The 23,527-nt window shown below is 73.4% G+C and carries 20 protein-coding genes; 13 read left to right on the top strand and 7 right to left on the bottom strand.

All coding sequences use genetic code 11. The features are described 5' to 3' along the window. The first annotated feature begins 15 nt into the window (after window positions 1–15). The 7 genes from manA (at window position 16) to ahcY (ending at window position 8,156) form a co-directional block, all read left to right on the top strand. Entirely contained in the window at window positions 16–1,152 is a 1,137-nt protein-coding gene (manA, locus tag QNO14_RS03365) for a mannose-6-phosphate isomerase, class I (protein WP_257506747.1), read from the top strand. A gap of 157 nt (window positions 1,153–1,309) precedes the next feature. Then, entirely contained in the window at window positions 1,310–1,633 is a 324-nt protein-coding gene (locus QNO14_RS03370; protein WP_285184438.1) for a WhiB family transcriptional regulator, read from the top strand. 67 nt (window positions 1,634–1,700) lie between these two features. Beyond that, the gene (locus tag QNO14_RS03375; RefSeq protein ID WP_257506748.1) at window positions 1,701–4,550 is read left to right on the top strand and encodes a glycosyltransferase; all 2,850 of its coding nucleotides are present in this window, start codon (window positions 1,701–1,703) and stop codon (window positions 4,548–4,550) included. Then, window positions 4,547–5,944, top strand: a complete 1,398-nt coding sequence (locus QNO14_RS03380) for a DUF5719 family protein (protein WP_257506749.1) — start codon at window positions 4,547–4,549, stop codon at window positions 5,942–5,944. Before QNO14_RS03375 ends, QNO14_RS03380 begins: the two co-directional genes overlap by 4 nt. Before the next feature lie 15 nt (window positions 5,945–5,959). Beyond that, window positions 5,960–6,397 (top strand): metallopeptidase family protein, encoded by a 438-nt coding sequence (locus tag QNO14_RS03385; RefSeq protein ID WP_374114005.1) that lies wholly within the window; start codon window positions 5,960–5,962, stop codon window positions 6,395–6,397. A gap of 54 nt (window positions 6,398–6,451) precedes the next feature. After that, window positions 6,452–6,658, top strand: a complete 207-nt coding sequence (locus QNO14_RS03390) for a DUF3499 domain-containing protein (RefSeq protein WP_257495144.1) — start codon at window positions 6,452–6,454, stop codon at window positions 6,656–6,658. Between the two features lie 40 nt (window positions 6,659–6,698). Continuing rightward, complete coding sequence (ahcY, locus tag QNO14_RS03395; protein WP_257506750.1) at window positions 6,699–8,156, top strand: adenosylhomocysteinase; 1,458 nt, start codon at window positions 6,699–6,701, stop codon at window positions 8,154–8,156. 13 nt (window positions 8,157–8,169) lie between these two features. Here the strand turns inward: ahcY and QNO14_RS03400 are convergent, their stop codons facing one another. Beyond that, window positions 8,170–9,012: an RDD family protein gene (locus QNO14_RS03400; protein WP_257506751.1), complete on the bottom strand. Its 843-nt coding sequence runs from the start codon at window positions 9,010–9,012 to the stop codon at window positions 8,170–8,172. 16 nt (window positions 9,013–9,028) lie between these two features. Between QNO14_RS03400 and QNO14_RS03405 the strand changes: the two genes are divergently transcribed. The 3 genes from QNO14_RS03405 (at window position 9,029) to katG (ending at window position 12,901) form a co-directional block, all read left to right on the top strand. Then, window positions 9,029–10,024 (top strand): stage II sporulation protein M, encoded by a 996-nt coding sequence (locus QNO14_RS03405; RefSeq protein WP_257506752.1) that lies wholly within the window; start codon window positions 9,029–9,031, stop codon window positions 10,022–10,024. 49 nt (window positions 10,025–10,073) lie between these two features. Next, window positions 10,074–10,502 (top strand): Fur family transcriptional regulator, encoded by a 429-nt coding sequence (locus QNO14_RS03410; RefSeq protein ID WP_257495140.1) that lies wholly within the window; start codon window positions 10,074–10,076, stop codon window positions 10,500–10,502. Window positions 10,503–10,567: 65 nt separating this feature from the next. Continuing rightward, entirely contained in the window at window positions 10,568–12,901 is a 2,334-nt protein-coding gene (gene katG, locus QNO14_RS03415; RefSeq protein ID WP_257495139.1) for a catalase/peroxidase HPI, read from the top strand. 60 nt (window positions 12,902–12,961) lie between these two features. Here the strand turns inward: katG and aqpZ are convergent, their stop codons facing one another. The 6 genes from aqpZ to QNO14_RS03445 form a co-directional block, all read right to left on the bottom strand. Beyond that, window positions 12,962–13,690, bottom strand: coding sequence for an aquaporin Z (aqpZ, locus tag QNO14_RS03420; protein WP_257506832.1), 729 nt, complete (start codon window positions 13,688–13,690; stop codon window positions 12,962–12,964). Between the two features lie 146 nt (window positions 13,691–13,836). After that, entirely contained in the window at window positions 13,837–15,153 is a 1,317-nt protein-coding gene (locus QNO14_RS03425) for a DUF58 domain-containing protein (protein ID WP_257506753.1), read from the bottom strand. Window positions 15,154–15,212: 59 nt separating this feature from the next. Further along, the gene (locus QNO14_RS03430; RefSeq protein WP_257495183.1) at window positions 15,213–16,142 is read right to left on the bottom strand and encodes an AAA family ATPase; all 930 of its coding nucleotides are present in this window, start codon (window positions 16,140–16,142) and stop codon (window positions 15,213–15,215) included. A 65-nt stretch (window positions 16,143–16,207) separates the two neighbouring features. Further along, a complete protein-coding gene (locus tag QNO14_RS03435) occupies window positions 16,208–17,380 on the bottom strand; it encodes a DUF4350 domain-containing protein (protein WP_257506754.1) in 1,173 nt (390 codons plus the stop codon). Then, window positions 17,377–18,033, bottom strand: coding sequence for a DUF4129 domain-containing protein (locus QNO14_RS03440; protein ID WP_257506755.1), 657 nt, complete (start codon window positions 18,031–18,033; stop codon window positions 17,377–17,379). Before QNO14_RS03440 ends, QNO14_RS03435 begins: the two co-directional genes overlap by 4 nt. After that, complete coding sequence (locus tag QNO14_RS03445; protein ID WP_257506756.1) at window positions 18,018–19,238, bottom strand: glycerophosphoryl diester phosphodiesterase membrane domain-containing protein; 1,221 nt, start codon at window positions 19,236–19,238, stop codon at window positions 18,018–18,020. Before QNO14_RS03445 ends, QNO14_RS03440 begins: the two co-directional genes overlap by 16 nt. Before the next feature lie 173 nt (window positions 19,239–19,411). Between QNO14_RS03445 and mtrA the strand changes: the two genes are divergently transcribed. The 3 genes from mtrA to QNO14_RS03460 are packed head-to-tail and all read left to right on the top strand — an operon-like array spanning window position 19,412 to window position 23,447. Continuing rightward, window positions 19,412–20,092: an MtrAB system response regulator MtrA gene (gene mtrA / locus QNO14_RS03450; RefSeq protein ID WP_257495134.1), complete on the top strand. Its 681-nt coding sequence runs from the start codon at window positions 19,412–19,414 to the stop codon at window positions 20,090–20,092. Between the two features lie 5 nt (window positions 20,093–20,097). Beyond that, window positions 20,098–21,765 (top strand): MtrAB system histidine kinase MtrB, encoded by a 1,668-nt coding sequence (gene mtrB, locus QNO14_RS03455; RefSeq protein WP_257495132.1) that lies wholly within the window; start codon window positions 20,098–20,100, stop codon window positions 21,763–21,765. Beyond that, the gene (locus QNO14_RS03460) at window positions 21,762–23,447 is read left to right on the top strand and encodes an LpqB family beta-propeller domain-containing protein (protein ID WP_257506757.1); all 1,686 of its coding nucleotides are present in this window, start codon (window positions 21,762–21,764) and stop codon (window positions 23,445–23,447) included. The genes mtrB and QNO14_RS03460 overlap by 4 nt, the downstream gene beginning before the upstream one ends. The last annotated feature ends 80 nt before the right edge of the window (window positions 23,448–23,527 follow it).

Below are 23,527 nucleotides of genomic sequence, written 5' to 3' on the forward strand. Positions count from 1 at the left end.
GCCTAGGCTGGGGGCGTGCTGGTCCCCCTCTCCAACACCCCGCGCGACTACGCCTGGGGTTCGACGACGCTGCTGGCCGAGCTCACCGGGCGGGCGCCCTCCGGCGCCCCCGAGGCGGAGATCTGGTTCGGCGACCACCCCGGCGCCCCGAGCGTCGTCGGCGACGGCTCCGGCGCCACCTTGGACGTCTGGCTGCGCGGGCGGGGCGCCTCACGGCTGCCGTATCTGATGAAGCTCCTGGCGGCGGGGTCCTCGCTGTCCATCCAGGCCCATCCCTCCAAGGAGCAGGCCGAAGCCGGGTTCGCCCGCGAGGAGGCGGCCGGCATCGCCCGCGACGCCGCGGAGCGCACCTACCGCGACGACAACCACAAGCCCGAGATCATCGTCGCCGTCAGCGACGTCTTCCGCGCGCTGGTGGGGCTGCGCCCCGTCGCTGCGACCCGGCGTCTCGTCGCCGCGCTCGGCGACGGCCCCGGACCCTCGGCCCTCGCGGCGCACCTGCAGGGCGACGACGAGCCGGCGGCGCTGCGCGCGACCCTCGAATGGCTGCTCTCGGGGCAGGCGCAGGCTGAGGTCGACGGGGTGATCGCGGCGCTGCCGCAAGCCTCGGCCCCCGAGTTCGCCGCCGAGCTGGCGGTTCTGCGCACCATCGCGGCGGACTTCCCGGGCGACCCGGGCGTCGTGGTGGCGCTGCTGATGAACCTCGTGGAACTGCGCCGGGGTGAGGCGCTCTTCGCGCCGGCGGGCGTGCTGCACGCCTACCAGGACGGTCTGGGCGTGGAGCTCATGGCCGCCAGCGACAATGTGCTGCGCGGTGGACTCACCCCCAAGCACATCGATGTGCCCGAGCTGCTGCGCATCGTCGACACCACGCCCGCGCCGGCGCCCCTCGTGATCCCGGAAGACGGCGTGTTCGACGTGGGCATGGCGGACTTCACGCTCACCCGGGTCCTCGTCGACGGCGAAGCCCAGGTGGCGGTGTCGGGACCGGCGGTCGCGCTGGCTGTCCGCGGCCCGGTGTCCGTCCGGGGCGGTCGGTCCACCCCCGTCACGCTGGTCGCCGGCGGCGCGGTCTTCGCCGACGCAGAGGAGGGCGCCCTCACCTTCACCGGTGTCGGCGAGGTCTTCGTCGCCCAGCCCGGGCACCCCTGATCGCCGCAGAAGATTTTCGCGACACGCCGAAGACACGCCGTAAAGGTTGAAGTCGCGGTTGAGGGTTTACGATCTGCGACTTGACCGCGGCGAATCACACCGGTGTAATTAGGCATACGCACGCACGGTGCGGACATCTGTGAAGGCGGGGGACGAGATGACTGGATCGCAGTATCGCTCGGGCGTTCCCGACAACTGGTTCGTCGATCCCGTCCAGCTCGGCGTCCCCGGCGTGCGCCGCCCCGTCGAAGACGACGACGGTGCTCTCGCCTGGCAGAGCGACGCGCTGTGCTCTCAGACCGACCCCGAGGCGTTCTTCCCCGAGAAGGGCGGCTCGACCCGCGACGCCAAACGCGTCTGCGCCTCGTGTGATGTGCGCACCGAATGCCTCGAGTATGCGCTCCGCAACGATGAGCGGTTCGGCATCTGGGGCGGGCTCAGCGAGCGCGAGCGGCGCAAGCTCAAGCGCCAGGCTTCCTGAGCCGATCCGCCCGACCCGCGCGCGGCGGCGTGGGATGCGGCTTTCACGCGCTTAGGCTGTCCCCGTCATGCCCGCCCGAGTCCACGCCATCCTCGTCGTGCGCCCCGACGGCCGCACCCCCGCCGCTTTCCATCTGCGACGCACGCTTGCCGCCCTCGACGCGCAGACCCGCCCCGTCGATGCTCTGACGATCGTGCTGTGCGGGGAGGACGAGAACCTCCGTCAGCTGGCGGCCGACTCGCGCGCCGAGGGCGTGATCTCCGCACCGCGGTCCACCCGCTACGCCGAGGCGGCAGCCCTTGCCACGCATCGGGTGACCGGTGACGCGGTATGGCTGCTGGCCCAGGACACCGCTCCCGAGCCGCAGGCGCTCGCGCGGCTCGCCGGCGCCCTCGAGCTCGCGCCCTCCGTCGCCTTCGCCGCCCCGAAGCTCGTCCGCTGGGACGACCGGGGAGAGATCGTCTCGCTCGGGGTGTCGATGACCAGGCTGGGCCGGGCGGTCGGGCTCGCCGACGGCCAGCTCGATCAGGGTCAGCATGACGCGGGGCAGGACGTGCTCGCGGCCGACGTCCGCGGTGTGCTCGTGCGCACCGCGGTCTGGCGCGAGCTCCGCGGACTCGATCGGGGACTGTCGGGCGCCGACGAGGGTCTCGATCTGGGCGTCCGCGCCCGACTGGCCGGCGGCCGCGTCACGCTCGTGCCGACCGCCGTCGTGGCGGTCGCCGGCGACGGCGTGGCGGGGCTCCCCGATGTCTATGGCTCGCGCCGCCGGATGCGGCGCGCGTTCGCCGTGCGCACCGCACAGCTGCACCGTCGGCTCGTGTACGCCGCGGCGCCGGTGCTGCCGCTGCAGTGGCTGGCGATCCTGCCGATCGCGCTCTGGCGCACGATCGTGCATCTGGTGGCCAAGCGGCCCGCCCAGATCTGGCCGGAATGGGCGGCGGCGGCCGTCGCGATGGCGCGCATCCCGGCCGTGGCCCGGGCGCGCGGCGGCATCCGCCGCACCCGGCGCGTGTCGTGGCAGAGCCTGGCGCCGCTGCGCATCGGCCGCGCCGACCTGCGCACGAACCTCGCGCTCACCGACGACTCCGACCGGCTCGCCGATGCCCGCCGCACCGAGCTGCGCTTCTTCAGCGGCGGCGGAGCGTGGGCGGTGCTGGCGGCGCTCGTCGTCTCGGTCGCCGCGTTCCCGGCCCTGCTGGCGTGGCCGGTGCTCGGGGGCGGCGCGCTGGCTCCGCTGCGCGACACCGTGGCGCAGCTGTGGGCGGATGCCGCCTACGGTCAGCGCCCCCTGGGCCTGGACACCGTCGGCGCCGCCGACCCCTTCTCGGCGATCGTCGCCGCCATCGGCTCGCTGTCGCCGGCCGCGCCGTCCCAGGCGCTCGTCGTGCTCTGGGTGCTCGCCCTGCCCCTGGCGGTGCTCGGGGGCTGGTTCGCCGCGACCCGCGTGACCGATCGCTCGCTGCTGCGCATCACCGGCGGCGTCGCGTGGGCGCTGGCGCCCACCTTCCTCAACGTCCTCGTGGAGCCGCGGCCCGCTGCGGTGATCCTGCACCTGCTGCTGCCGTGGCTCTTCTACGCGGGCTCGGTCGCGCACCGGTCGTGGGCAGCCGCCGGGATGGCATCCCTTCTGCTCGCCGGGGTTGCCGCGTCTGCACCCTCGCTCGTCCCCGCTCTCCTGGTGCTGTGGGTCGTCGCCCTCGCGATCACCCTGGTGCGCCGGGCCGGCCGGAGCGCTGCGCGCGTGGCGTGGCTCGTGGTGCCCTCCGCGGCGATGGCCGCCCCCCTGGTGTGGCAGCAGCTCACGGCAGGCAACCCCTGGGGCCTTCTCGCCGACCCCGGCGTGCCGTGGGCGGGGGCTGTCGCGACGGCGGACGCCGCCGGACGGGCCCTCCTCGCCGCCGGCTTCCCGACCCCCGACCCGGGCGGCTGGGGAGGGCTGCTCGGCGGTGGCCCGACCTGGTGGGTGCCGCTGCTGGTGGCACTGCCGACGCTTCTGGCCCTCATCGCCCCGTTGACGGTGCGCTGGGCGGCGGGCGTGCTGCTGCTGTCGACCGCGGCGCTGGGAATCGCCACCGCGTTCGCGGCCGTCGCCATCTCGGTCGCCGTGACCCCCGCCGCACAGCCGGTCGTCGTGTGGCCGGGCGCGGGGCTGAGCCTGGCCTGGCTCGGCGTCATCGGCGCGGCGCTGCTCACCCTCGACGTCGTGCCGGCCGTGCCGACGGTGCGCGTGGTGGGCGCGACCGCCGTGATGGGGGTGCTCGCCGTGTGCGCGATCCCCGCCCTCACTGCGCAGGCACGGGATGCCGCCGCCCTCACCGAGGGTGCCGCGAGCACCCTCCCCGCCTATGTGGCAGCCGAAGGCCGCGGATCGCCGTCGCTCGGCACCATCGTGATCGCGCCCCTCGCGGACGGCTCGATCGCCGCCGATGTCGTATGGGGTGCCAGCGAGACCCTCGGCGGCCAGAGCACGCTGCACTCGACGCGGGTGGATGCCACCCCCGCCGACCGGGAGACCGCCGAGCTGATCGCGGACCTCGTCACCGATGCGGCCGATGACGCCGTGGCCCCGCTCGCCGAGCGCGGCATCGCCTTCGTTCTGCTCGCCCCGACCGCCGAGCCCGTCACCGAGGCGGCGCAGTCGCTGCGCCGCACGGCGGCGATCGCGCTGGACCAGCGTGACCGGCTGGAGCCGGTCGGCGAAACGGCGCGGGGATCGCTCTGGCGCGTGTCGGGCGACATCGAGCCGCGCCCCGGTGCCGACCGGCAGGTCGCGGCGATCGCGCGCTGGATCTTCGCCGGCGAGGCCCTGGTGCTCATCATCGCGGTGCTGTTGGCGATACCGACGGCCCAGACCCGCCGCGATGCCCGTCGGGTGCCGCGGGTCGTCGGCCTTCGGGCAGGGGAGGGACGATGACCACCACCAGGTCCCGCTGGGCCACCAGTGCACGGCTGGCCGGCGGCACGGTCGCGGCGGTCGCGCTCGTCGCCGGCACGGTCACCGCCGCCGCCGTGACCTGGCCCGCCCACGAACGCGCCCCCATCAGCGTGGTCGCGACGCCCGCACCGTCGGAGTCGGTGGTCGCGTGCCCCGGTGGCCTCTTGGCGATCGGCCGCGACGCGACGCTGGCAGGCTCGGTGTCGGTCGTCGCCGAGGCCACGACCACCGTCGGCACGGCCGCCGGGCAGACCGAGCCGACGCCCGAGGTGCTGACGGTCCCCGGGATCGAGGGCTCCGCGCCCGCGGTCTTCTCGGCCCCTCCCGCCGGCGACACCCGCACCGATCTCGCCGCCGCCTCGTCGGCGTCGGTCGCCGCAGAGGATCTCTCCGGCTTCGCTGCGGCCTCCTGCGCCCCACCCCTCCTGGAATCGTGGATCGTCGGCGGAGCGACCACCACGGGTTCGTCGGGCCTGCTGCTGCTGGCGAACCCGGGCAGCGTCCCCGCCACCGTCCAGATCACCGCCTACGGTGCGGCCGGTCCGCAGACACCGCCTGCGGGCCAGCTCGTCGTCGCTCCCGGGACGCAGCGCGTGGTCCCCCTGGCCGGTCTGGTGCGCGGCGAGCAGAGCCCCGTGCTGCACCTGGTCTCCACCGGCGCCCCCGTGCAGGCCTCGCTGCAGGCGAGCATCACCCGCACGCTCCTCGCCGGCGGTGTCGACCAGGTGGGCGCCATCATCGCCCCAGACACCGAGCTGGTCTTCCCGGGCGTCGCCGTGAACGCCCCGCCCGGGGTGGAGGGCGCATCGGACCCCACCGCCGTCGTGCGACTGCTGGCCCCCTCCACGCCCACCACCGCCACGGTGACGGTGCGAAGCGGCGACCGTGAGGTCGCCACGCGCGAGGTGCCGCTCGAGGCGGGACTGCCGCTGGAACTCGACCTCGGCGCGCTCGCGGTCGGCGCCTACAGCGTGCACGTCGCCGCCGACGCCGCCGTCGTCGGCGGGGTGTGGACGACCACCGGGTTCGGCGAGGGAGACGACTTCGCCTGGCACACGCCAGCCCCGCGACTGGACGGCGCGACCCTCGTGGCCGTGGCGGCGGGGCCGTCGCCGGTTCTGACGCTGGCGGCGCCCGCAGGCGAGGCGGTCACGGCGACGCTGACGGCCGACGCCGGCGCGGGCGCCGCGCAGCAGGTGACCGTGCCCGCCGGCGGGACGGTCGAGGTCGACGTCTCGGAGGGCGCGATCTACCGGCTCGAAGCGGCCGAGCCGGTCCATGCCGCGGTCGGCTTCGCCGGCGACGGCGCGCTGGCCGCCTACCCCGTCTGGCCCGCTGACGCGGCGGCATCCCCGCTCGTCGTCCACCCCTGAGCTTAGGATGGGCACATGATGCGGCGCCGTCTGAGAACCGAGACCGTCGCCCGCCCGCGGCCGTCCCGTCACGGCCGTCACGGTCGCGACGGGCGCAGCCCCGTCGTGCGCCCGCCGCTGCCCCCGCTGGACACCCGCGCCGAGCGCTTCGACCTGGCCGTGGGAGCGGCGGCGGAGTTCCTGCGCAGCGCCTGGGAGGACCTGCGGGATGTGCGCTTCGAGGTCGGCGAGATGCCGGATGCCGCGGACGACGGCGGCATCCCGCGCTGGAGCGTGCTGCCCGATCAGCAGCGCATCATCCTGTACCGCCTGCCGATCGAGCGCCTCAGCCGGCCGCACCGGGAGGACGAGCTGCACCGGCGCATGATCATCGAGAGCTGCGTCTTCCGTGCGGCCGCCGAATACCTCGACAAGGATCCCTGGGACCTGGGCCCCGAGCGCTTCCGCTTCTGAGGCATGCCGCGCGGCGTGCGGCCCGGCCCGCACCTCGGCGATAGCGTGGTGACGATGCGCGAGAGACTGTGTTCCAAGGTCGGGTGCGCCCGGGAAGCCGTGACGACCCTCACGTTCGACTACGGCGACCAGATGGCGGCCCTCGGACCCCTGGGCGGCGGGGGAGACCCGCACGCCCACGACCTCTGCGCCATCCACACCGAGCGGCTCTCGGTGCCCAAGGGATGGGTCGTCGTGCGCCACGAGACGCTGCGCGTCTGACACCCGGCCCGCCTCCGGCGGTGCGTGGCACAATGACGGCATGCCGACCCAGACGCCTGCCCTCACGTACGCCGTCGCCGATCTGTCGCTCGCCGAGGCGGGGCGCCACCAGCTGCGCCTGGCCGAGAACGAGATGCCGGGTCTCATGGCCCTGCGCGCCGCGTTCGGGCCCTCCCAGCCTCTGGCCGGTGCGCGTATCGCGGGTTCGCTGCACATGACGGTGCAGACGGCCGTGCTGATCGAGACGCTCGTCGCCCTCGGGGCCCAGGTGCGCTGGGCCAGCTGCAACATCTTCTCCACCCAGGACGAGGCCGCCGCCGCCGTCGTCGTCGGCCCGGACGGCACGGTCGACGAGCCGCGCGGCGTGCCGGTCTTCGCGTGGAAGGGCGAGACGCTCGAGGAGTACTGGGACCTCGCCGACCGCATCTTCGACTGGAGCGACGAGGGCTTCGACGGACCGAACCTCATCCTCGACGACGGCGGAGATGCCACCCTCCTCGTCCACAAGGGCGTCGAGTTCGAGAAGACCGGGGCGGTGCCGGATGCCGCCCCCGACGACCCCGCCGAGTACCGTGTCATCCTCGACGTGCTGCGCCGCAGCCTCGCCCGCGACCCGCAGCGCTTCACCCGCATGGCCGCGGGCCTGCTCGGTGTCACCGAGGAGACGACCACCGGCGTGCACCGGCTCTACGAGCTCGCGGCATCCGATCGCCTGCTCTTCCCCGCGATCAACGTCAACGACTCGGTGACGAAGTCCAAGTTCGACAACAAGTACGGCATCCGCCATTCGCTGCCCGACGGCCTCAACCGCGCCACCGACGTGCTCATCGGCGGCAAGGTCGCGTTCGTCTGCGGCTACGGCGATGTCGGAAAGGGCGCGGCCGAGGCCCTGCGCGGCCAGGGCGCGCGCGTCATCGTGAGCGAGGTCGACCCGATCTGCGCGCTGCAGGCGGCGATGGACGGATACCAGGTGGCGCGGCTCGCCGACGTCGCGGACCAGGTGGACATCCTCATCACCGGCACCGGCAACAAGGACGTCGTCACCGTGGACGACCTGCTGGCGCTCAAGCACCTCGCGATCGTCGGCAACGTCGGGCATTTCGACAACGAGATCGACATGGCGGGGCTTGAGGCACTCTCCGGGGCCGAGCGCGTGGAGATCAAGCCGCAGGTGCATGAGTGGCGGCTGCCCACGGGGCGCAGCGTCCTGGTGCTCAGCGAGGGGCGGCTGATGAACCTCGGCAACGCCACCGGCCACCCGTCCTTCGTGATGAGCGCGTCCTTCACCAACCAGGTGCTGGCGCAGATCGAGCTGTTCACCCGACGCGAGGAGTACCCGACCGCGGTGTACACGCTCCCCAAGCACCTCGACGAGAAGGTCGCCCGGCTCCATCTCGATGCCCTCGGCGTGCAGCTGACCACCCTCACGCCGGCGCAGGCGGCCTACATCGGCGTGCCGGTCGAGGGCCCCTACAAGCTGGACCACTACCGGTACTGAGCCTCTCGCGGCGTCAGCGCACCGGGAACCCCCGCGGCGCCACGTCGACGCCGGCGGTCAGTGCGGCCGCGCGCTCGTCCTCCCCGTGCAGCGCCCGCAGTTCGCGCTCGCGGCGGACCGCCACGACGCCGAGCAGAAAGGTCTCGGGGTCGACCGCGGGCACGGGGGCGACGAATGTCCGCGTCTCGGCGGCCAGCGACATCGCGGTGCGCGTGCGGGCGGCGGGTTCGAGATCCCGGGCCTGCCGCACGAACTGGGCGATGCGGCGTGCGAGGCGGTCGGGCAGCCGGCCGACGTCGGCGACCGCCGCCCACCCCGCCAGCACCGGCGGCACCCCAGGGGGCTCCGGCGGCAGCTTCGGGGTGCGGGTGCGTTCGCTGTAGGTGCCGGCCAGCAGGTCGCCGAGGCGCTCCGCCCGCGGGGTGAAGGCTCCCACGATCCCGGCGACGGCGCCCAGCGTGAACCACAGTTCGAACACGCCCACCAGAGCCCGGATGAACGCCTGCCGGAAACCCGCCGCCCCGCCGTCGGTGCGCACGATACGGGCGCCGATCACGAGCTTGCCGAGGCTGCGCCCGCGGGTGGCGGTCTCGACCGCGGTCGGGATCACGACGGTCACGAGCACGAGCACGACGATCGTGAAGACCGAGGTGAGGTCCCCGCCGAGCACGTTGCGCCCCGCCGCCCACGAGGCGGCGGCCGCGAGCAGCAGGAACAGCGCCACCCCGGCGACCATGTCGATGAGCACGCCCACCGCGCGCAGGAAGTAGCCGACCGGCTGCACGTCGAGGGCGACGGCTTCGCCCGTGAGGATCTCGTCCTGCTGGATCTCCACGGCGGGCCCGGGCGTCGGCATGGCTACAGTGAATCACATGGATGCCGACGCCCTCACCGCCGCCCGGCGTGGGGAGTGGGCGCGTCTGGACGAACTGAGCCGTCGTCGCCGGCTCGGCGGGGCAGAGGCCGACGAGCTGGTCACCCGCTACCGGGCAGCCTCGGCCGATCTCGCCGAACTGAAGACATCGGCCGGTCGCACCCCCGAGGGCGATTACCTCTCCACTCTGCTCGCGCGCGCCCGCTTGCAGCTGACCGGCACCCCCGACAACGTGCTGCGTCAGGTGCCGCGGTTCTTCCTGCGGCAGCTGCCGGCAGCCCTCTATCGCCTCCGCTACACGACCCTGGTCATCGCGATCGGCTTCGTCGCGGTCGCCGCCCTGGTGGCGGCCTGGGTCGCCCGGGACCCGGTGGCGCTGGCGTCGATGGGCAGTCAGGCGCAGCTGGAGCAGTACGCCGAGAACGACTTCACGCAGTACTACAGCGAGAATCCCGCGGCCGTCTTCGCAGGGATGGTCTGGACCAACAACGCCTGGATCGCCGCGCAGTGCGTGCTCTTCGGGATCACGGGGCTCTGGCCGGTGATGGTGCTGGTGCAGAACGCCGTCGGGGTCGGCACGTCGGCGGCGGTGCTGTTCGCCTTCGATCGGGGCGACGTCTTCCTCCTCCACATCGCGCCCCACGGACTGCTGGAGCTGACGAGCATCTTCGTCGCCGGCGCGGCGGGGCTCCACATCTTCTGGGCATGGGTGGCGCCGGGAAGGCGGGGGAGGGGCGAGGCGGTCGCTGCGGCGGGACGGTCGCTGGCGACGGTGGCCATCGGACTGGTGTTCGCCCTCGCGCTCTCGGGCCTGATCGAGGGATTCGTCACTGCGCAGCCCTGGCCCTGGCCGCTGAAGATCGGCATCGGCGCGGCGGCGCTCGCCGCCTTCCTCGTCTACATGCTCGTCGTCGGCGGCCGTGCCTACCGCCGCGGCGAGACGGGCGACCTCACCGAGTACGAGACCGGGACCCCGCGGCTGATCGCCGGCTGACGCCCCCCTGCGTGTTTTGTATCAGTCAAAACAACGGTAGGGTGGAGGCATGACGCAGCAGAGCATTCCGGATGCCGCGGACGCGATCCGCGCCGCCGGGCTCCGCGTCACCGACTCCCGCCGCGTCGTCTTCGACGCGCTCGCCGGTCAGCCCCACGCGAGTGCCGACGACGTCTACGCGCGGGTGGCTCCGCTCGCTCCGCGGGCGAGCAAGCAGTCGGTCTACAATGCTCTCGGTGATTTCGCCGACGCGGGACTGGTGCGCCGGATCGAACCGGCAGGCCACCCCATGCTCTTCGAGCTGAGGGTCGCCGACAACCACCACCACCTGGTCTGCACGACGTGCGGCCGGGTCGAGGACGTCGACTGCACGGTGGGGCATGCGCCCTGCCTGCATCCGTCCGAGACCCACGGCTTCGCCGTCGCCACCGCTGAGGTGACCTTCTGGGGTCAGTGCGCCACGTGCGCCGCTGCCTGAATCCCGCACTCGCGTTCCTCCCCCCCCCCCGAATGCAACCCGAACCCTGCAATGGAAGGACCCCCATGACCGACGACACGATCCCCGCGATCGGTGAAGACGCCACCGGCATCGACCAATCCGTCACCGTCACCGACACCGACACCGCTTTCGCCGAACAGGCCGCGAAGGCGGATGCCGCGGGCGGCTGCCCCGTCATCCACGGTGGTCAGGCAGGCGGCGCCGGTCAGGCCCACCCCGCCGGCCAGCCGCACCCGACCACGGGATCGGCGAACAACGTCTGGTGGCCCAACCAGCTGAACCTGCGCATCCTCAAGAAGAACCCGGTCGAGGCCAACCCCCTGGGCGGCGACTTCGACTACAAGGCCGCCTTCGCCGCGCTGGACCTGGCCGCGGTCAAGGCCGACATCGCCGAGACGCTCACCACGTCGCAGGACTGGTGGCCGGCCGACTTCGGCAACTACGGCCCCCTCATCATCCGCATGGCCTGGCACAGCGCCGGCACCTACCGTGCGACCGACGGTCGCGGCGGCGGCGGCGCCGGACAGCAGCGCTTCGCGCCGCTGAACAGCTGGCCCGACAACGTCAACCTCGACAAGGCCCGGCGCCTGCTGTGGCCGGTCAAGAAGAAGTACGGCCAGGCGCTGTCGTGGGCGGACCTCATGATCCTCGCCGGCAACGTCGCGCTGGAGTCCATGGGCTTCGAGACCTTCGGCTTCGGCGGCGGCCGCGCCGACGTCTGGGAGCCGGACGACGACGTGTACTGGGGCCCCGAGACCACCTGGCTCGGCGACGAGCGCTACACCGGGGAGCGGGACCTCGAAAAGCCCCTCGCCGCCGTGCAGATGGGTCTCATCTACGTCAACCCCGAGGGCCCGGCCGGCAACCCCGACCCGCTCGCCTCGGCACGCGACATCCGCGAGACCTTCGCGCGCATGGGAATGAACGACGAGGAGACCGTCGCCCTCATCGCCGGCGGCCACACCTTCGGCAAGACCCACGGCGCCGCACCGGACTCCAACCTCGAGGACAACCCCGAGGCCGCGGGCCTGGAGATGCAGGGCCTGGGCTGGAAAAACAACTTCGGCACCGGCAAGGGCGACGACACCATCACGTCGGGCCTCGAGGTGACGTGGACCTACCACCCCACCCGCTGGGACAACGAGTTCTTCCACATCCTCTACGCCTACGAGTGGGAGCTCTTCACGAGCCCCGCCGGTGCGCACCAGTGGCGCCCGAAGAACGGTGCCGGTGCCGACATGGTGCCGATGGCCCACGACGCGACCAAGCGCCGCGAACCGCGCATGCTCACCAGCGACCTCGCGCTGCGCGTCGACCCCGAGTACGACAAGATCTCGCGCCGCTTCCTCGAGGACCCGGTGGCCTTCGGCGACGCGTTCGCCCGCGCCTGGTTCAAGCTGACCCACCGCGACATGGGCCCCATCGCCCGCTACCTCGGACCCGAGGTCCCCACCGAAGAGCTCATCTGGCAGGACCCGGTTCCGGCGGTCGACCACGTGCTGATCGACGCGGCCGACGCGGCAGCGCTGAAACAGCAGATCCTCGCCACCGGTCTCACCACCGAGCAGCTCGTGTCGACGGCCTGGGCGGCGGCATCGTCGTTCCGCGGCAGTGACAAGCGCGGCGGCGTCAACGGCGCCCGCATCCGCCTGTCGCCGCAGAAGGACTGGCAGGTCAACAACCCGCCGCAGCTGAAGGTCGTGCTCGACGCCCTCGAGGGCGTGCAGAACGCCTTCAACGAGGGACGCACCGACGGCAAGAAGGTGTCGCTGGCCGACATCATCGTGCTCGCCGGCAACGCGGCGGTCGAGAAGGCCGCGCACGCGGCCGGTGTCGACGCCGACGTGGTGTTCCACCCGGGCCGCACCGACGCGACGCAGGAGCAGACCGACGTCGACTCGTTCGGCTACCTGGAGCCGGCGGCCGACGGGTTCCGCAACTACTACGGGCCCAAGGCGTTCCTCCCGCAGGAGCACCACCTCATCGACAAGGCGAACCTGCTGACCCTCAGCGCGCCCGAGATGACGGTGCTCGTCGGCGGCCTTCGGGTGCTCGGCGCCAACTGGGACGGCTCGGAGTACGGCGTCTTCACCAACCGACCCGGCGTGCTGACGAACGACTTCTTCGTGAACCTGCTCGACCTCGGCACCACGTGGACGCCGCTGGACCCCGGTTCGCAGGCGTTCGAGGGCATCAAGGACGGCTCGGGCGAGCGTGTCGGCCGCGGCACGCGCGTCGACCTGCTGTTCGGCTCCAACTCCGAGCTCCGCGCCCTCGCGGAGGTCTACGCCAGCGACGACGCGCAGGAGAAGTTCGTGCGCGACTTCGTCGCCGCGTGGGGCAAGGTCATGGAGCTGGACCGCTTCGACCTGCGCTGATCCACCCGCACGGCAGCCAAGCGGCCCGTCCCCTCTCGGGGCGGGCCGCTTCGCGTGCGGTCAGCCCAGCTCTCGCCCGTCGAACAGGGCGCGGTGGCAGAAGCCGGCGACCAGGGCGCCGACGATCGGGAAGACGATGAACACCCACAGCTGCAGCAGCGCATCGGGGCCGCCGTAGAGGGCGGTGGCGATGGAGCGGGCAGGGTTGACCGACGTGTTGTCGATCGGGATGGATGCCAGGTGGATGAGGGTGAGCGTCAGCCCGATCACCAGCCCGGCGAACTTCGTCCCCCGGCTGGGGTGCGTCACCCCCAGGATCACCAGCACGAAGATCGCCGTGAACAGGATCTCGGCGACGATCGCGGCGCCCAGACCGAAGCCGCCGGGGGAGTGCTCGCCGAACCCGTTGCTCGCGAAGCCGCCGTCCTGGGCCGAGCGCAGCCAGCCGTCGGGCCCGAAGAGCCCGATGAGCACGAGGAGGGTGGTGCCGATGGCGCCGCCCACGAGCTGGGCGACGATGTACGCGACGGTCTCCCGCCAGGGGAAGCGGCCCGCGGCGGCGAGCCCGAGGGTGACGGCCGGGTTGAAATGTCCACCCGAGATCGGGCCCCAGGCGTAAGCGCCCGCGACCACGGTGAGGCCGAACGCGAGGGCCACCCCGACGAAGCCGATGCCGAGGGACGTGCCCTCGGAGCCGACGCCGTAGTCGGCGGCGAACAGGGCGGCGCCGATCGAGCCGAACACCAGCAGGAAGGTCCCCATCGCCTCCGCCGACAGGCGCAGGGCCATGCTCGGGCCCCCGGGGGCGGCGGCGTGATCGAGCGGCGTGGGGGCGACGTGTTCTTCCGGACGAGGATCATTGCTCATGGCTGTGGCTCCTTTCGCGCTCACAGTAGCCCCCCGCGGCGCACCTCGACAGCACCCGCGTCGCGAGCTCAGAGCCGGCCGGCTGCCTTCAATGCCAGGTACCGGTCGGCGATCTGCGGCGGCAGGTCGTCGGCGGAGGCGCTGAGCGCGTCGCCGCCGGCGCGGGCGATGGCGGCGGCCACCCGCGCGGCGTCGCGGGCGCTGCGCTCCAGGGCCGCCGCGCGGTAGACGTCGTCGGCGGTGCGGCGCCCCCCGGATGCCGCACCGGTCAGGTCCGGCGTGGCGTCGGTGGCGGTGCCGACGAGCACGTGCGCTCGCCGGGCGACGGCGCCGAGGGAGCCGAGGAACCCGCGGGAGGACTCGGGGGAGTCCTGCGCGGTCAGCAGCACGACCAGCGAGGGACGGGAGGTGAGGGTGCGCACCTGGGCGAAGGCGGCATCCCAGTCGGTGTCGATCAGCTGCGCCTCCACCGGCGCCATCGCGTCGACCATCGCCGGCAGCAGCGCCGACCCGTCGACGCCGGTGACCCGGGCGCGCAGCACCCGGTCGAACATCGCGAGGTGCACGTGGTCGCCGGCGCGCGACGCGAGAGCGGCCAGCAGCAGCGCTGCCTCCATGGCGGCATCCAGGCGCACGCCGTCGCCGACCCGCGCAGCGGAGGTGCGGCCGGTGTCGACGATGATCACGACGTGTCGGTCGCGCTCCGGGCGCCAGGTGCGCAGCATCGTCGTGCCGGCGCGGGCGGTGGCGCGCCAGTCGATGGAGCGCACGTCGTCGCCGCGGACGTACTCGCGCAGGCTGTCGAACTCGGTGCCCTGCCCGCGCACCTGCACGCTGGTGTTGCCGTCGAGCTCGCGCAGCCGCGCCAGCCGTGAGGGCAGATGCCGCCGCGACGTGAAGGGCGGCAGCGCCCGCACGGCACCCGGCGCCTCGATGCGGGCCTGGCGCCCGCCGATGCCGAGCGGGCCGCCGGAGCGGACGACCACGAATTCGCTGCGCAGCTCGCCCCGCCGCCGTGGCCGCAGCGGTATCGGGATGGTCCGCCGCTCGCCGGCAGGGATGTCCAGCCGGGCGCGGCGTTCGGGCGCTCCGGCCGTCGGCTGCCACGCGTCGCGCAGCTGCCCGCGCAGCCGCCGGGCGCCGCCGTTGTGCACGACGAGGGCGGTGTCGACGCGCTCACCCAGCCGCGCGCGGGTGGGACCGGTGCGTGTGAGCTGCAGCAGCCGCGGATCCGGTGCGACCGCGGCGTCCACTCCCGCGGCCAGCGCGCACAGCAGCAGCCACAGCCCGGCGACGGGCCACGGGGCGATGCCGGCGGAGCCCAGCAGCACCACGGGCACGACGCCGAGGGCGACCAGTGCGGGCAGACGGCCGGTGACGTACATGGTTCCTTCGGGACGTGCGGACGGTGGGGACGGTGGTGGACGGCGGGCGGGAGGCCGACTCAGATGGGGACGGGGGTCTGCTGCTGCACCGACGCGAGGATCGCCTCCACCGAGACGCCTTCGATCTCGGCCTCGGGCCGCAGCCGCAGCCGGTGCCGCCAGGCGGGCAGCAGCATGGCCTGCACGTGATCCGGGGTGATGGCGGGGTAGCCGCCGAGCCACGCCCAGACCTTGGCCGCCGCCAGGAGGGCCGTCGCGGCTCGCGGGCTCGCACCCAGTTGCACGGAGGGCGCCTGCCGCGTGGCCCGGGCGAGGTCGACGACGTACCCGAGCACGTCGTCGGCGACGGCGACGGATGCCGCGGCGCGCTGCGCCGCGCGGATCTCGTCCGCCCCGACGACGGCGCCGATGCCCGCAGCCTCCAGGTCGCCCGGGCGGAACCCGTCGGCGTGTCGGCGCAGCACCGCGAGCTCCGCCTCACGTGCCGGGACGCCGATGACGAGCTTCAGCAGGAAGCGATCCAGCTGCGCCTCGGGGAGCGAGTAGGTGCCCTCGTGCTCCACGGGGTTCTGCGTCGCCGCGACCAGGAAGGGATCCGCAAGCGGGCGGGTGACCCCGTCAGCCGAGACCTGGCGCTCCTCCATGGCCTCGAGGAGTGCGGCCTGGGTCTTCGGCGGCGTGCGGTTGATCTCGTCGGCGAGCAGCACGTTGGTGAACACGGGCCCCTCGCGGAACTCGAACTCGCCCGAGCGGGCGTCGTACACGAGCGACCCGGAGACGTCACCGGGCATGAGGTCCGGGGTGAACTGCACACGCTTGGTGTCGAGCCCGATCGCGCGGCTGAACGAGCGCACCAGCAGCGTCTTCGCGACGCCGGGCACGCCTTCCAGCAGCACGTGGCCGCGCGCGAGCAGGGCGATGAGCAGCCCGGTCACCGCGCCGTCCTGGCCGACGACGGCTTTGCCGACCTCCAGCCGCACACGGTTCATCGCCTCGCGCAGGGCGTCGTCGTCGATCGGCGGCGCGGGTGCGGCGGCGGAGGGCTCGAGGTGGGTCACTGCGGGTTCCTCTCGGGTCGGGCGGCGAGACGGACGGCCGTCTCGAGATCATCCAGGGCGTCGGCGAGCGCGACGAGCTCGGCGTCGCTGGCGGGCAGGTCATCGATCAGGATGCCGCGCACGCGGCCGCGGTCCGCCCCCAGGAGGGCGGCGGCGGCGTCGGCGATCGCGGGGGCGGGGGTCGCGGGCCCGAGGCCCAGCGCGCGGGCGACACGCTCGAGCGCGCCGAAGCGCAGGAGGTCGGCGGCGTGCACGGTGTCCCGGGCGCGAGCGTAGAGGCGGGCCCGCCCCTCGGTGGTCTCCGACGCCCGCACGGTCACCGGCAGGTCCTCGGTGACGAGCGGGCCGAACCGGCGGCCGCGCCATGCGATGGCGGCGACCGCGGATGCCAGCACCACGACGATGGCGGGCGTCACCCAGTCGGGCGTCAGGTCGCCCAGGGTGGGGGCGGTGTCGGGCAGCGCGCCGTCGCCGAGCGCCGGCAGGTACCAGACCACCCGCGGCTGACGCCCGAGCAGGTTCGCCGCGAGTGCGGCGTTGCCGTCATCGGCGAGGTGGGCGTTGCTGAAGAGCTCGCCGGCGTCGAGGGCGGTGATGCGGCCGGTGTCGCCCTCGGCCGAGAGGAGGGCGTGTCCGTCGCCCGACGGATAGCAGGCGGTGACGCCCTCACCCGGGGTGAAGACCGCGCCCGGCACGATGGAGCCGGCGCGCTGCGCCTCGGCGAGGGTGCACTCCGGCTCGGCGAGGCCGCCATCGCCGATGCCGGCGGCTGCGGCGTCGTGAAGCAGCACCCGGACGTCGCGCGAGCGGGGGTCGACGAGCACGACGTCGTCGGCCATGCGCGTGAGGCGTTCGAGCGTCTCGTCGTCCAGGGGGGCGGTGTCGGTGAGCACGAGGGTGTCGCCGCTGTCGGCGAGCGCCCGCTCGGCGGACGGCCGGTCGCGGACGACGTCGACGCTGAGGCCCTGGTCGCGCAGCACCTCGGCGACCGCGCGTGTGCCGGTAGCGCCCACCGATTCCGGATCCAGCGCATCCCGCTCGGTCCAGTCGCCGAGGGAGAGAAGGGCCGCCGAGCCCGCGCCCGTGAGCACGAGGGCCGCGGCGATCGCCGCCCACCCCCCGACGCGTCGGCGGCGCGCGGCGGCGTCGGCGGGGGCGGGCGCCGTCATGGCGCCGCCACCGGGTCGCGGCGGTGGGGGACGGATGCGGCGGCGTCGTCGTCGACCGCGGCGACCGCGCCGTACAGCTCCGGCGTTCCCGGCAGGCGCAGGTACCGCACGTCGTCGAAGGCACTGGCCGCGCGCTCCAGGCGCTCCGCCAGGGCGGGCAGGGCCGCGCCGGCGTCGCGGGCGAAGGCGTGAACGGTGGCACCGGGGGCGACGTCCACGACGCCGCGTTCGTCGAGGGCCCGCGCGAGTGCGCGGAACCGCTCGGCGACGGCGGCATCCCATTCGCCGCGGTCGGCGTGCTGCGCGGCGGCAGCGCGCAGCTGGGCGGCGGTGCGCTGCTCGGTCTCTCCGAAGAGGTCGGCTGCGGTGCGCGATCGCGCGGGCGTCCGCGGCATCCCCCAGATCGCGAGCGCCACCACGACCAGGGCGACGATGAGCACGGACACCCCGATCGCCAGCCACGGACCCCATCCCTCGGGGAGCTCGGTGGCGAACAGATCGCGGAAGAACTGCTCCACGCCGTACGCGAAGCGGTCCAGCGCCGTCGGCTCGGTGATCGCGTAGGCGGGATCGGACAGCTCCGTCTCGGCCCAGCGGCGTGCCTCGTCCCCGTCGGGGATCAGCGGGACCTCCGCGGTCAGGGCTTCACCCACGGGTGCGATCCCTCTTCGGGCTCCGGCCGGGCCGGCGGCGGGTACGCGCCGGGCGGCGGGGTGTACCCGGCAGGCGGCGGGTAGGCGCCGGCCGGCGGGGACGGATACGCGCCCGGCGGGGGCGGGTACGCGGCGTAGGGGCCAGGGGCGGCCGCGCGCGGCGCGACCGCGCGACCGATGTGGCGGGTGTACGGGTCGTCCAGGTCGGTGGCTCCGGCATCGCGCCGCTCGACGTAGGCGAGCAGGTCCTGGTCCAGCCCCTCACGCCGCATGCGACAGTCGACGTAGATGAGCGACGTCGCGGTGGACTGCACGATCAGCGCGACCGACTGCACGAGCACCGTGACCACCTGCGTCAGCACACCGCCGACGACGAGGGCGACGAAGAAGCCGGTCTCGGGGTCCCCCGTGGGGGCGAGCACGGTGGAGACGGCCGTCGTGGCCAGCGAGAACGGCAGGCTCACCAGCTGGCCGATGGTGCCGAACGCGACCGAGATGATGACGACGACGCCCAGCGTGGACCAGAAGCGACCGCGGGTGAGCGTCCACGACCGCGCGATGGCGCCGGTGATCGTCGCACGCTCCAGGATGATCGCCGGCGGCACGAGCAGCAGCTTGACCGTCAGCCACAGCGCCAGGGGGATCGCCGCGAGCCCCACGCCCAGCGCGACCACGATGCCGCTGACGGGATCGCTGAGGACGAGCACGACGGCGCCGGCGACCACGATGCCCAGGGCCACCAGCACGACGAGGGTCAGCAGCAGGGTGTAGCCCACCAGCCGCCAGATCACGGGCTTCACCTGCGTCCAGAGGGCGCGAAGGGTGAGCTTCTCCGCCACGACGGCCCGGGTCACCTCTGCGACCACGACGCCCTGGACGATCACGCTCACGGCCGACATCACGAGGCTGACCAGCACGCTGCCGCCGAAGCCGATGGCGATGGATCCCGCCATCACCTCGTCGAAGGCCTGAGTGCCCGGTCGCAGCGTGTCCAGTCGCAGGTACGCCGCGATGAGGATCGCGACGATCGCCAGCGATCCGAGGAACGTGGCCACCGATTGCACGGCCAGGGCGAAGCCCAGCAGTACGCGCGGGTTCTGGCGCAGGGCCGAGAACGAGCGGCCGAGGATGACGCCGAACGACAGCGGACGCAGTGGGACGATGCCCGGGCGGGCGGCGGGCGTCCAGGCCGGATATGCGGTCATGACTCTCCCTGGGCGGCTGGGGGTGGGTCCTATCGTGTCATAACGGGCGGATGCCGCGACGCGGCGCCGCGGGGCGGTGCGGCCACCTGCCGACGGTGTCGGCTACTCTGGGCGGAGCCCGCTCGCCCTGCCTGCGGCGCGGGCTGGGGAACCCGGAGGACGAGCACGCACCCATGACCTCACGCATCCTTGTTGTCGATGACGACACGGCGCTGGCCGAGATGATCGGCATCGTCCTGCGCACCGAGGGCTTCGACACGGTGTTCTGCGCCGACGGAGCGGCCGCCGTCGACGTGTGGCGTGCCGAGCGCCCCGACCTCGTGCTGCTCGACCTCATGCTTCCCGGGGCCGACGGGATAGAGATCTGCACGCGCATCCGTGCCGAGTCCGGTGTGCCCATCATCATGCTCACCGCGCGTACCGACACCGCCGACGTCGTCCGCGGTCTCGAGTCGGGCGCGGACGATTACATCGTGAAGCCCTTCAACCCGAAGGAGCTGGTCGCCCGCATCCGCACCCGGCTGCGGCCGACGTCGGAGCCCGCCGGAGAGACGCTGCGCATCGGCGATCTGACGGTGGACGTCTCGGCCCACGAGGTGCGCCGAGGGGACGAGGTGATCGCGCTGACGCCGCTGGAGTTCGAGCTGCTGGTGGCGCTGGCATCCAAGCCCCAGCACGTCTTCTCCCGCGAGATGCTGCTGGAGCAGGTGTGGGGCTACCACTACAAGGCCGACACCCGCCTCGTCAACGTGCACGTGCAGCGGCTGCGTGCCAAGGTCGAGCTCGACCCCGACAACCCCCGCATCGTCACGACGGTGCGCGGCGTCGGATATCGCGCCGGCGCGGTGGTCTGAGGTCCGTGTCCCTCGCGCGCGCGCCGCGGCGTGTGCCGGCCCGCCTGCGGGACTGGCGCTCCTGGCCCCGGCACGTCGCCTATGCGTGGCGGCGCTCGCTGCGCTTCCGCACGGTGCTGCTGGCTCTGGGCCTCAGCGCACTGGCCGTGCTGGCCGCCTTCGTCTTCATGGCGCTGGCGATCCAGAACGACCTGTTCCAGTCGCGCCTGGAACAGGTGCTCGACGATGCCGCACGCACCACGCAGACCGCGCAGGCGACGTTGGACTCCGCGGAAGTCGGCGGTGACCTCGTCGCGGTCGACAATCTGCTGGTCAGCGTCAGCACCGTCGCCCGGCAGGGGGCGACCGAGATGACGGCGGCGCTGCGCAGCGACCCGGCTTCGGCTCTGGCGCCCCAGGGCTTCACAACCGGCGGGCTGACCGAGGACTACCTGTCGGAAGGCCTGCGCACGTCCGTGCAGGACGGGGCCGAGCTGCAGTGGTGGCAGTCGGTCGCCCTCCCGGACGGCGACGGCGGAACGGTGCCCGGCATCGTGGTGGGCCAGCAGCTGCAGGTGCCGGAAGCCGGTTCGTACGAGCTCTACTTCGGCTACGACCTCGCGGACGCCTCGCAGACGCTGGGCTTCGTGCAGGTGACCCTGTGGATCGTCGGTGCCGCGCTGGTGCTGCTGATCGGCGCCATCTCGTGGGTGGTGCTGCGGTCGGTGACGAGCCCGATCGCCGAGGCGGCCGAGACCAGCGAGCGGCTGGCGCACGGCGATCTCGGGGTGCGGCTGCAGGTGCGCGGCGACGACGAGCTGGCCACGCTCGCGCGCTCGTTCAACGCGATGGCCGACAGCATCCAATCGCAGATCAAGGACCTCGCCGACCTCTCGCTCGTGCAGCAGCGGTTCGTGTCCGACGTCTCCCACGAGCTGCGCACGCCCCTGACGACGATCCGCCTGGCATCGGACATGATCAACGACCGGCGGGAGGCGTTCGACCCCGCCACCGCACGCGCCGCGGAGCTGCTGCACGCCCAGGTGCAGCGGTTCGAGACGCTCCTGACGGACCTCCTCGAGATCAGCCGGTACGACGCCGGCTCCGTGCAGCTGGAGATCGAGCCGACCAGCATGGCGCAGCTGGCCGAGGACGTCATCGCGTCGATGCAGCAGCTCGCGGACCAGCACGGCACCGACGTGCGCCTCATCGCCCCCGGCGGGTACTCGCCGGTCGAGATGGATCCGCGGCGCGTCCGCCGCATCGTCCGCAACCTTCTGGGCAACGCGATCGAGCACGGGGAGGGGCGCCCGATCGTGGTGACCGTCGACAGCGACCAGCACGCCGTCGCGCTCGGGGTGCGCGACTACGGCCTGGGCATGACCGCCGCCGATTCCGAGCGCGTCTTCGACCGCTTCTGGAGAGCCGACCCGTCGCGCACCCGCACGATCGGCGGCACGGGACTCGGTCTGTCCATCGCGCTGGGCGATGCGCGGCTGCACGGCGGCACCCTCGCGGTGTGGTCGGCGCTGGGGCGAGGCACCCACTTCGTGCTGACCATCCCCCGGCACGGCAGTGAGCTCAGCGGAGCGTCGCCGATCCCGGCGGACCCCGGAGACGACGCCGCCTTCGACACCCTCGGGCTGACCCAGCCGATCGAGATACCGCCCGCAGACCGGAGGGAGAAGCGATGAGATCGCCGATCCGCGCGCTCGCCGTCGCGATCGCCACGGCATCCGCCCTCATGCTGTCCGCGTGCGCAGGGCTGCCCACGAGCGGCCCGGTCAACCCCGGCCTGCCGTTGGAGGGCGACACCCGCCCGCCCGACATCTCCCTGATCGCCGACCCCCCGCAGCCCGGTGCGACTCCGCAGGAGATCGTGGAGGGCTTCATCCGCGCGGGCTCGGGCACCCGCGGGGAGTGGGCCACCGCGCGCGAGTACCTCACCGCCGAAGCGCGAGAGACGTGGGATCCCTCCGCCAACGTCACCATCGACGACTTCTCGCAGCGGGAGTACGTCGACGCGGGCGACGACACCATCGTGCTGAACGTGACGGCCCAGGCGACCGTGGACGAGGTCGGCGCCTACGACGACCTCGGCGGCGACGACCTCGAGCTGAGGTTCGGACTCGCCCAGGAAGACGGGCAGTGGCGCATCAGTGAGGCCCCGAACGGGATCGTGCTGGACGACGCCCGCTTCGACGTGGTCTTCCGCAGCTACGCGCTGGCCTACTTCGACCCCACCTGGACCTACCTCGTCCCCGACGTGCGGTGGTTCACCACGACCAACCCCGCCACCAGCGTGGCCAGCGCCCTGCTGGAGAGCGGGCCGAGCCCCTGGCTGTCGGGGGCCGTCGCCACCGCCGTGCCCGAGGACGTCACCCTCGCCGCACGCACCGTGCCCGTGCGGGACGACGGCACGGCGCAGGTCGAACTCACCCCTGGGGCGCTGGATCTGGACCGCGAGACCCTGGACCGCGTGCAGACGCAGCTGCTGGAGAGCCTCGTCGGTGCCGGGGTGACCGCGGTGCAGCTGACGGTCGACGGGCAGCCGCTGCCGGCGTCGCGGGTGGAGACCCGCTCGACACGGGTGCCGCCGCAGCCCCTCGTGCTGGTGGAGGAGGGCTTCGGCTTCCTCTCCGGCGACGCGCTCGAGCCGATCGGGGAGCTCTCCGAGGCCATCGTCGACGCAGGCCCCACGGCGGTGCAGGTGTCGGCCGACCAGGATGCCGCGGCGCTGCTGCGCGGCACGGGTGCCGTCGCGCGCGCGGATGCGGCCACCGGCTGGGCGGATGTCGACACCCGGCCCGACCTCATCGCCCCGACGATCGACACCGGCGGCTGGGTGTGGAGCGTCCCGCGCTCGCAGCCCCAGGCGCTGCGGGCCTTCGGCCCCGAGGGCGCGAGCGTCGATGTGGCGGCCGCCTGGCCGGATGCCACCAGGATCAGCTCGATGGAGGTGTCGCGCGACGGCACGCGGGTCGCGGCCGTGGTCAGCGACGGCGGGCCGCCGACGGTGTGGGTGGCCGGCGTCATCCGCGACGGGGGAGTGCCGGTGCGCCTCGGTGAACCGTGGATGCTCGGGTCCCTCCCCGGTACGGGAACGGACATGGCGTGGCTGGACGCCACGCACGTGGGGATCGTCTCCGACGTCGCCGGTGACACCAACCTGGTGGAGCAGCTGGTGGGGGGACCGGCCGACATCGTCACCGCGCCGGCAGCGATCACGACCATCGCCCCGACCAACCAGGCCTTCGTCCCGCGTCTGCTCGACGCGCGCGGTGTGCTGTACGTGCGTCGCGGGACCAATTGGGGCAACGCCGCCGCGGACGTCCCCGTGCTGGTGCTCGCCACGGTGCAGGGAACCCCGGGCTGAGCCGCCCCGCTCTCCCCAGGCGCAGACGGTGCCGATCCGTCCCCGACGCCGGCGGGATCCTCTGCGCCGGCGGCGGAGCC

The sequence above is a fragment of the Microbacterium sp. zg-Y625 genome, from assembly GCF_030246925.1.
In the GTDB taxonomy this organism is placed as follows: domain Bacteria; phylum Actinomycetota; class Actinomycetes; order Actinomycetales; family Microbacteriaceae; genus Microbacterium; species Microbacterium jiangjiandongii.

Coding starts and splice junctions, on each gene's coding strand:
- katG (WP_257495139.1), top strand. CDS start 10,568: ATGACCGACGACACGATCCCCGCGATCGGTGAAGACGCCACCGGCATC.
- ahcY (WP_257506750.1), top strand. CDS start 6,699: ATGCCGACCCAGACGCCTGCCCTCACGTACGCCGTCGCCGATCTGTCG.
- QNO14_RS03445 (WP_257506756.1), bottom strand. CDS start 19,238: ATGACCGCATATCCGGCCTGGACGCCCGCCGCCCGCCCGGGCATCGTC.
- QNO14_RS03400 (WP_257506751.1), bottom strand. CDS start 9,012: ATGCCGACGCCCGGGCCCGCCGTGGAGATCCAGCAGGACGAGATCCTC.
- aqpZ (WP_257506832.1), bottom strand. CDS start 13,690: ATGGCCCTGCGCCTGTCGGCGGAGGCGATGGGGACCTTCCTGCTGGTG.
- QNO14_RS03425 (WP_257506753.1), bottom strand. CDS start 15,153: ATGTACGTCACCGGCCGTCTGCCCGCACTGGTCGCCCTCGGCGTCGTG.
- QNO14_RS03370 (WP_285184438.1), top strand. CDS start 1,310: ATGACTGGATCGCAGTATCGCTCGGGCGTTCCCGACAACTGGTTCGTC.
- QNO14_RS03405 (WP_257506752.1), top strand. CDS start 9,029: ATGGATGCCGACGCCCTCACCGCCGCCCGGCGTGGGGAGTGGGCGCGT.
- QNO14_RS03435 (WP_257506754.1), bottom strand. CDS start 17,380: ATGACGGCGCCCGCCCCCGCCGACGCCGCCGCGCGCCGCCGACGCGTC.
- QNO14_RS03385 (WP_374114005.1), top strand. CDS start 5,960: ATGATGCGGCGCCGTCTGAGAACCGAGACCGTCGCCCGCCCGCGGCCG.
- QNO14_RS03375 (WP_257506748.1), top strand. CDS start 1,701: ATGCCCGCCCGAGTCCACGCCATCCTCGTCGTGCGCCCCGACGGCCGC.
- QNO14_RS03390 (WP_257495144.1), top strand. CDS start 6,452: ATGCGCGAGAGACTGTGTTCCAAGGTCGGGTGCGCCCGGGAAGCCGTG.
- QNO14_RS03430 (WP_257495183.1), bottom strand. CDS start 16,142: ATGAACCGTGTGCGGCTGGAGGTCGGCAAAGCCGTCGTCGGCCAGGAC.
- QNO14_RS03410 (WP_257495140.1), top strand. CDS start 10,074: ATGACGCAGCAGAGCATTCCGGATGCCGCGGACGCGATCCGCGCCGCC.
- QNO14_RS03380 (WP_257506749.1), top strand. CDS start 4,547: ATGACCACCACCAGGTCCCGCTGGGCCACCAGTGCACGGCTGGCCGGC.
- mtrA (WP_257495134.1), top strand. CDS start 19,412: ATGACCTCACGCATCCTTGTTGTCGATGACGACACGGCGCTGGCCGAG.
- QNO14_RS03460 (WP_257506757.1), top strand. CDS start 21,762: ATGAGATCGCCGATCCGCGCGCTCGCCGTCGCGATCGCCACGGCATCC.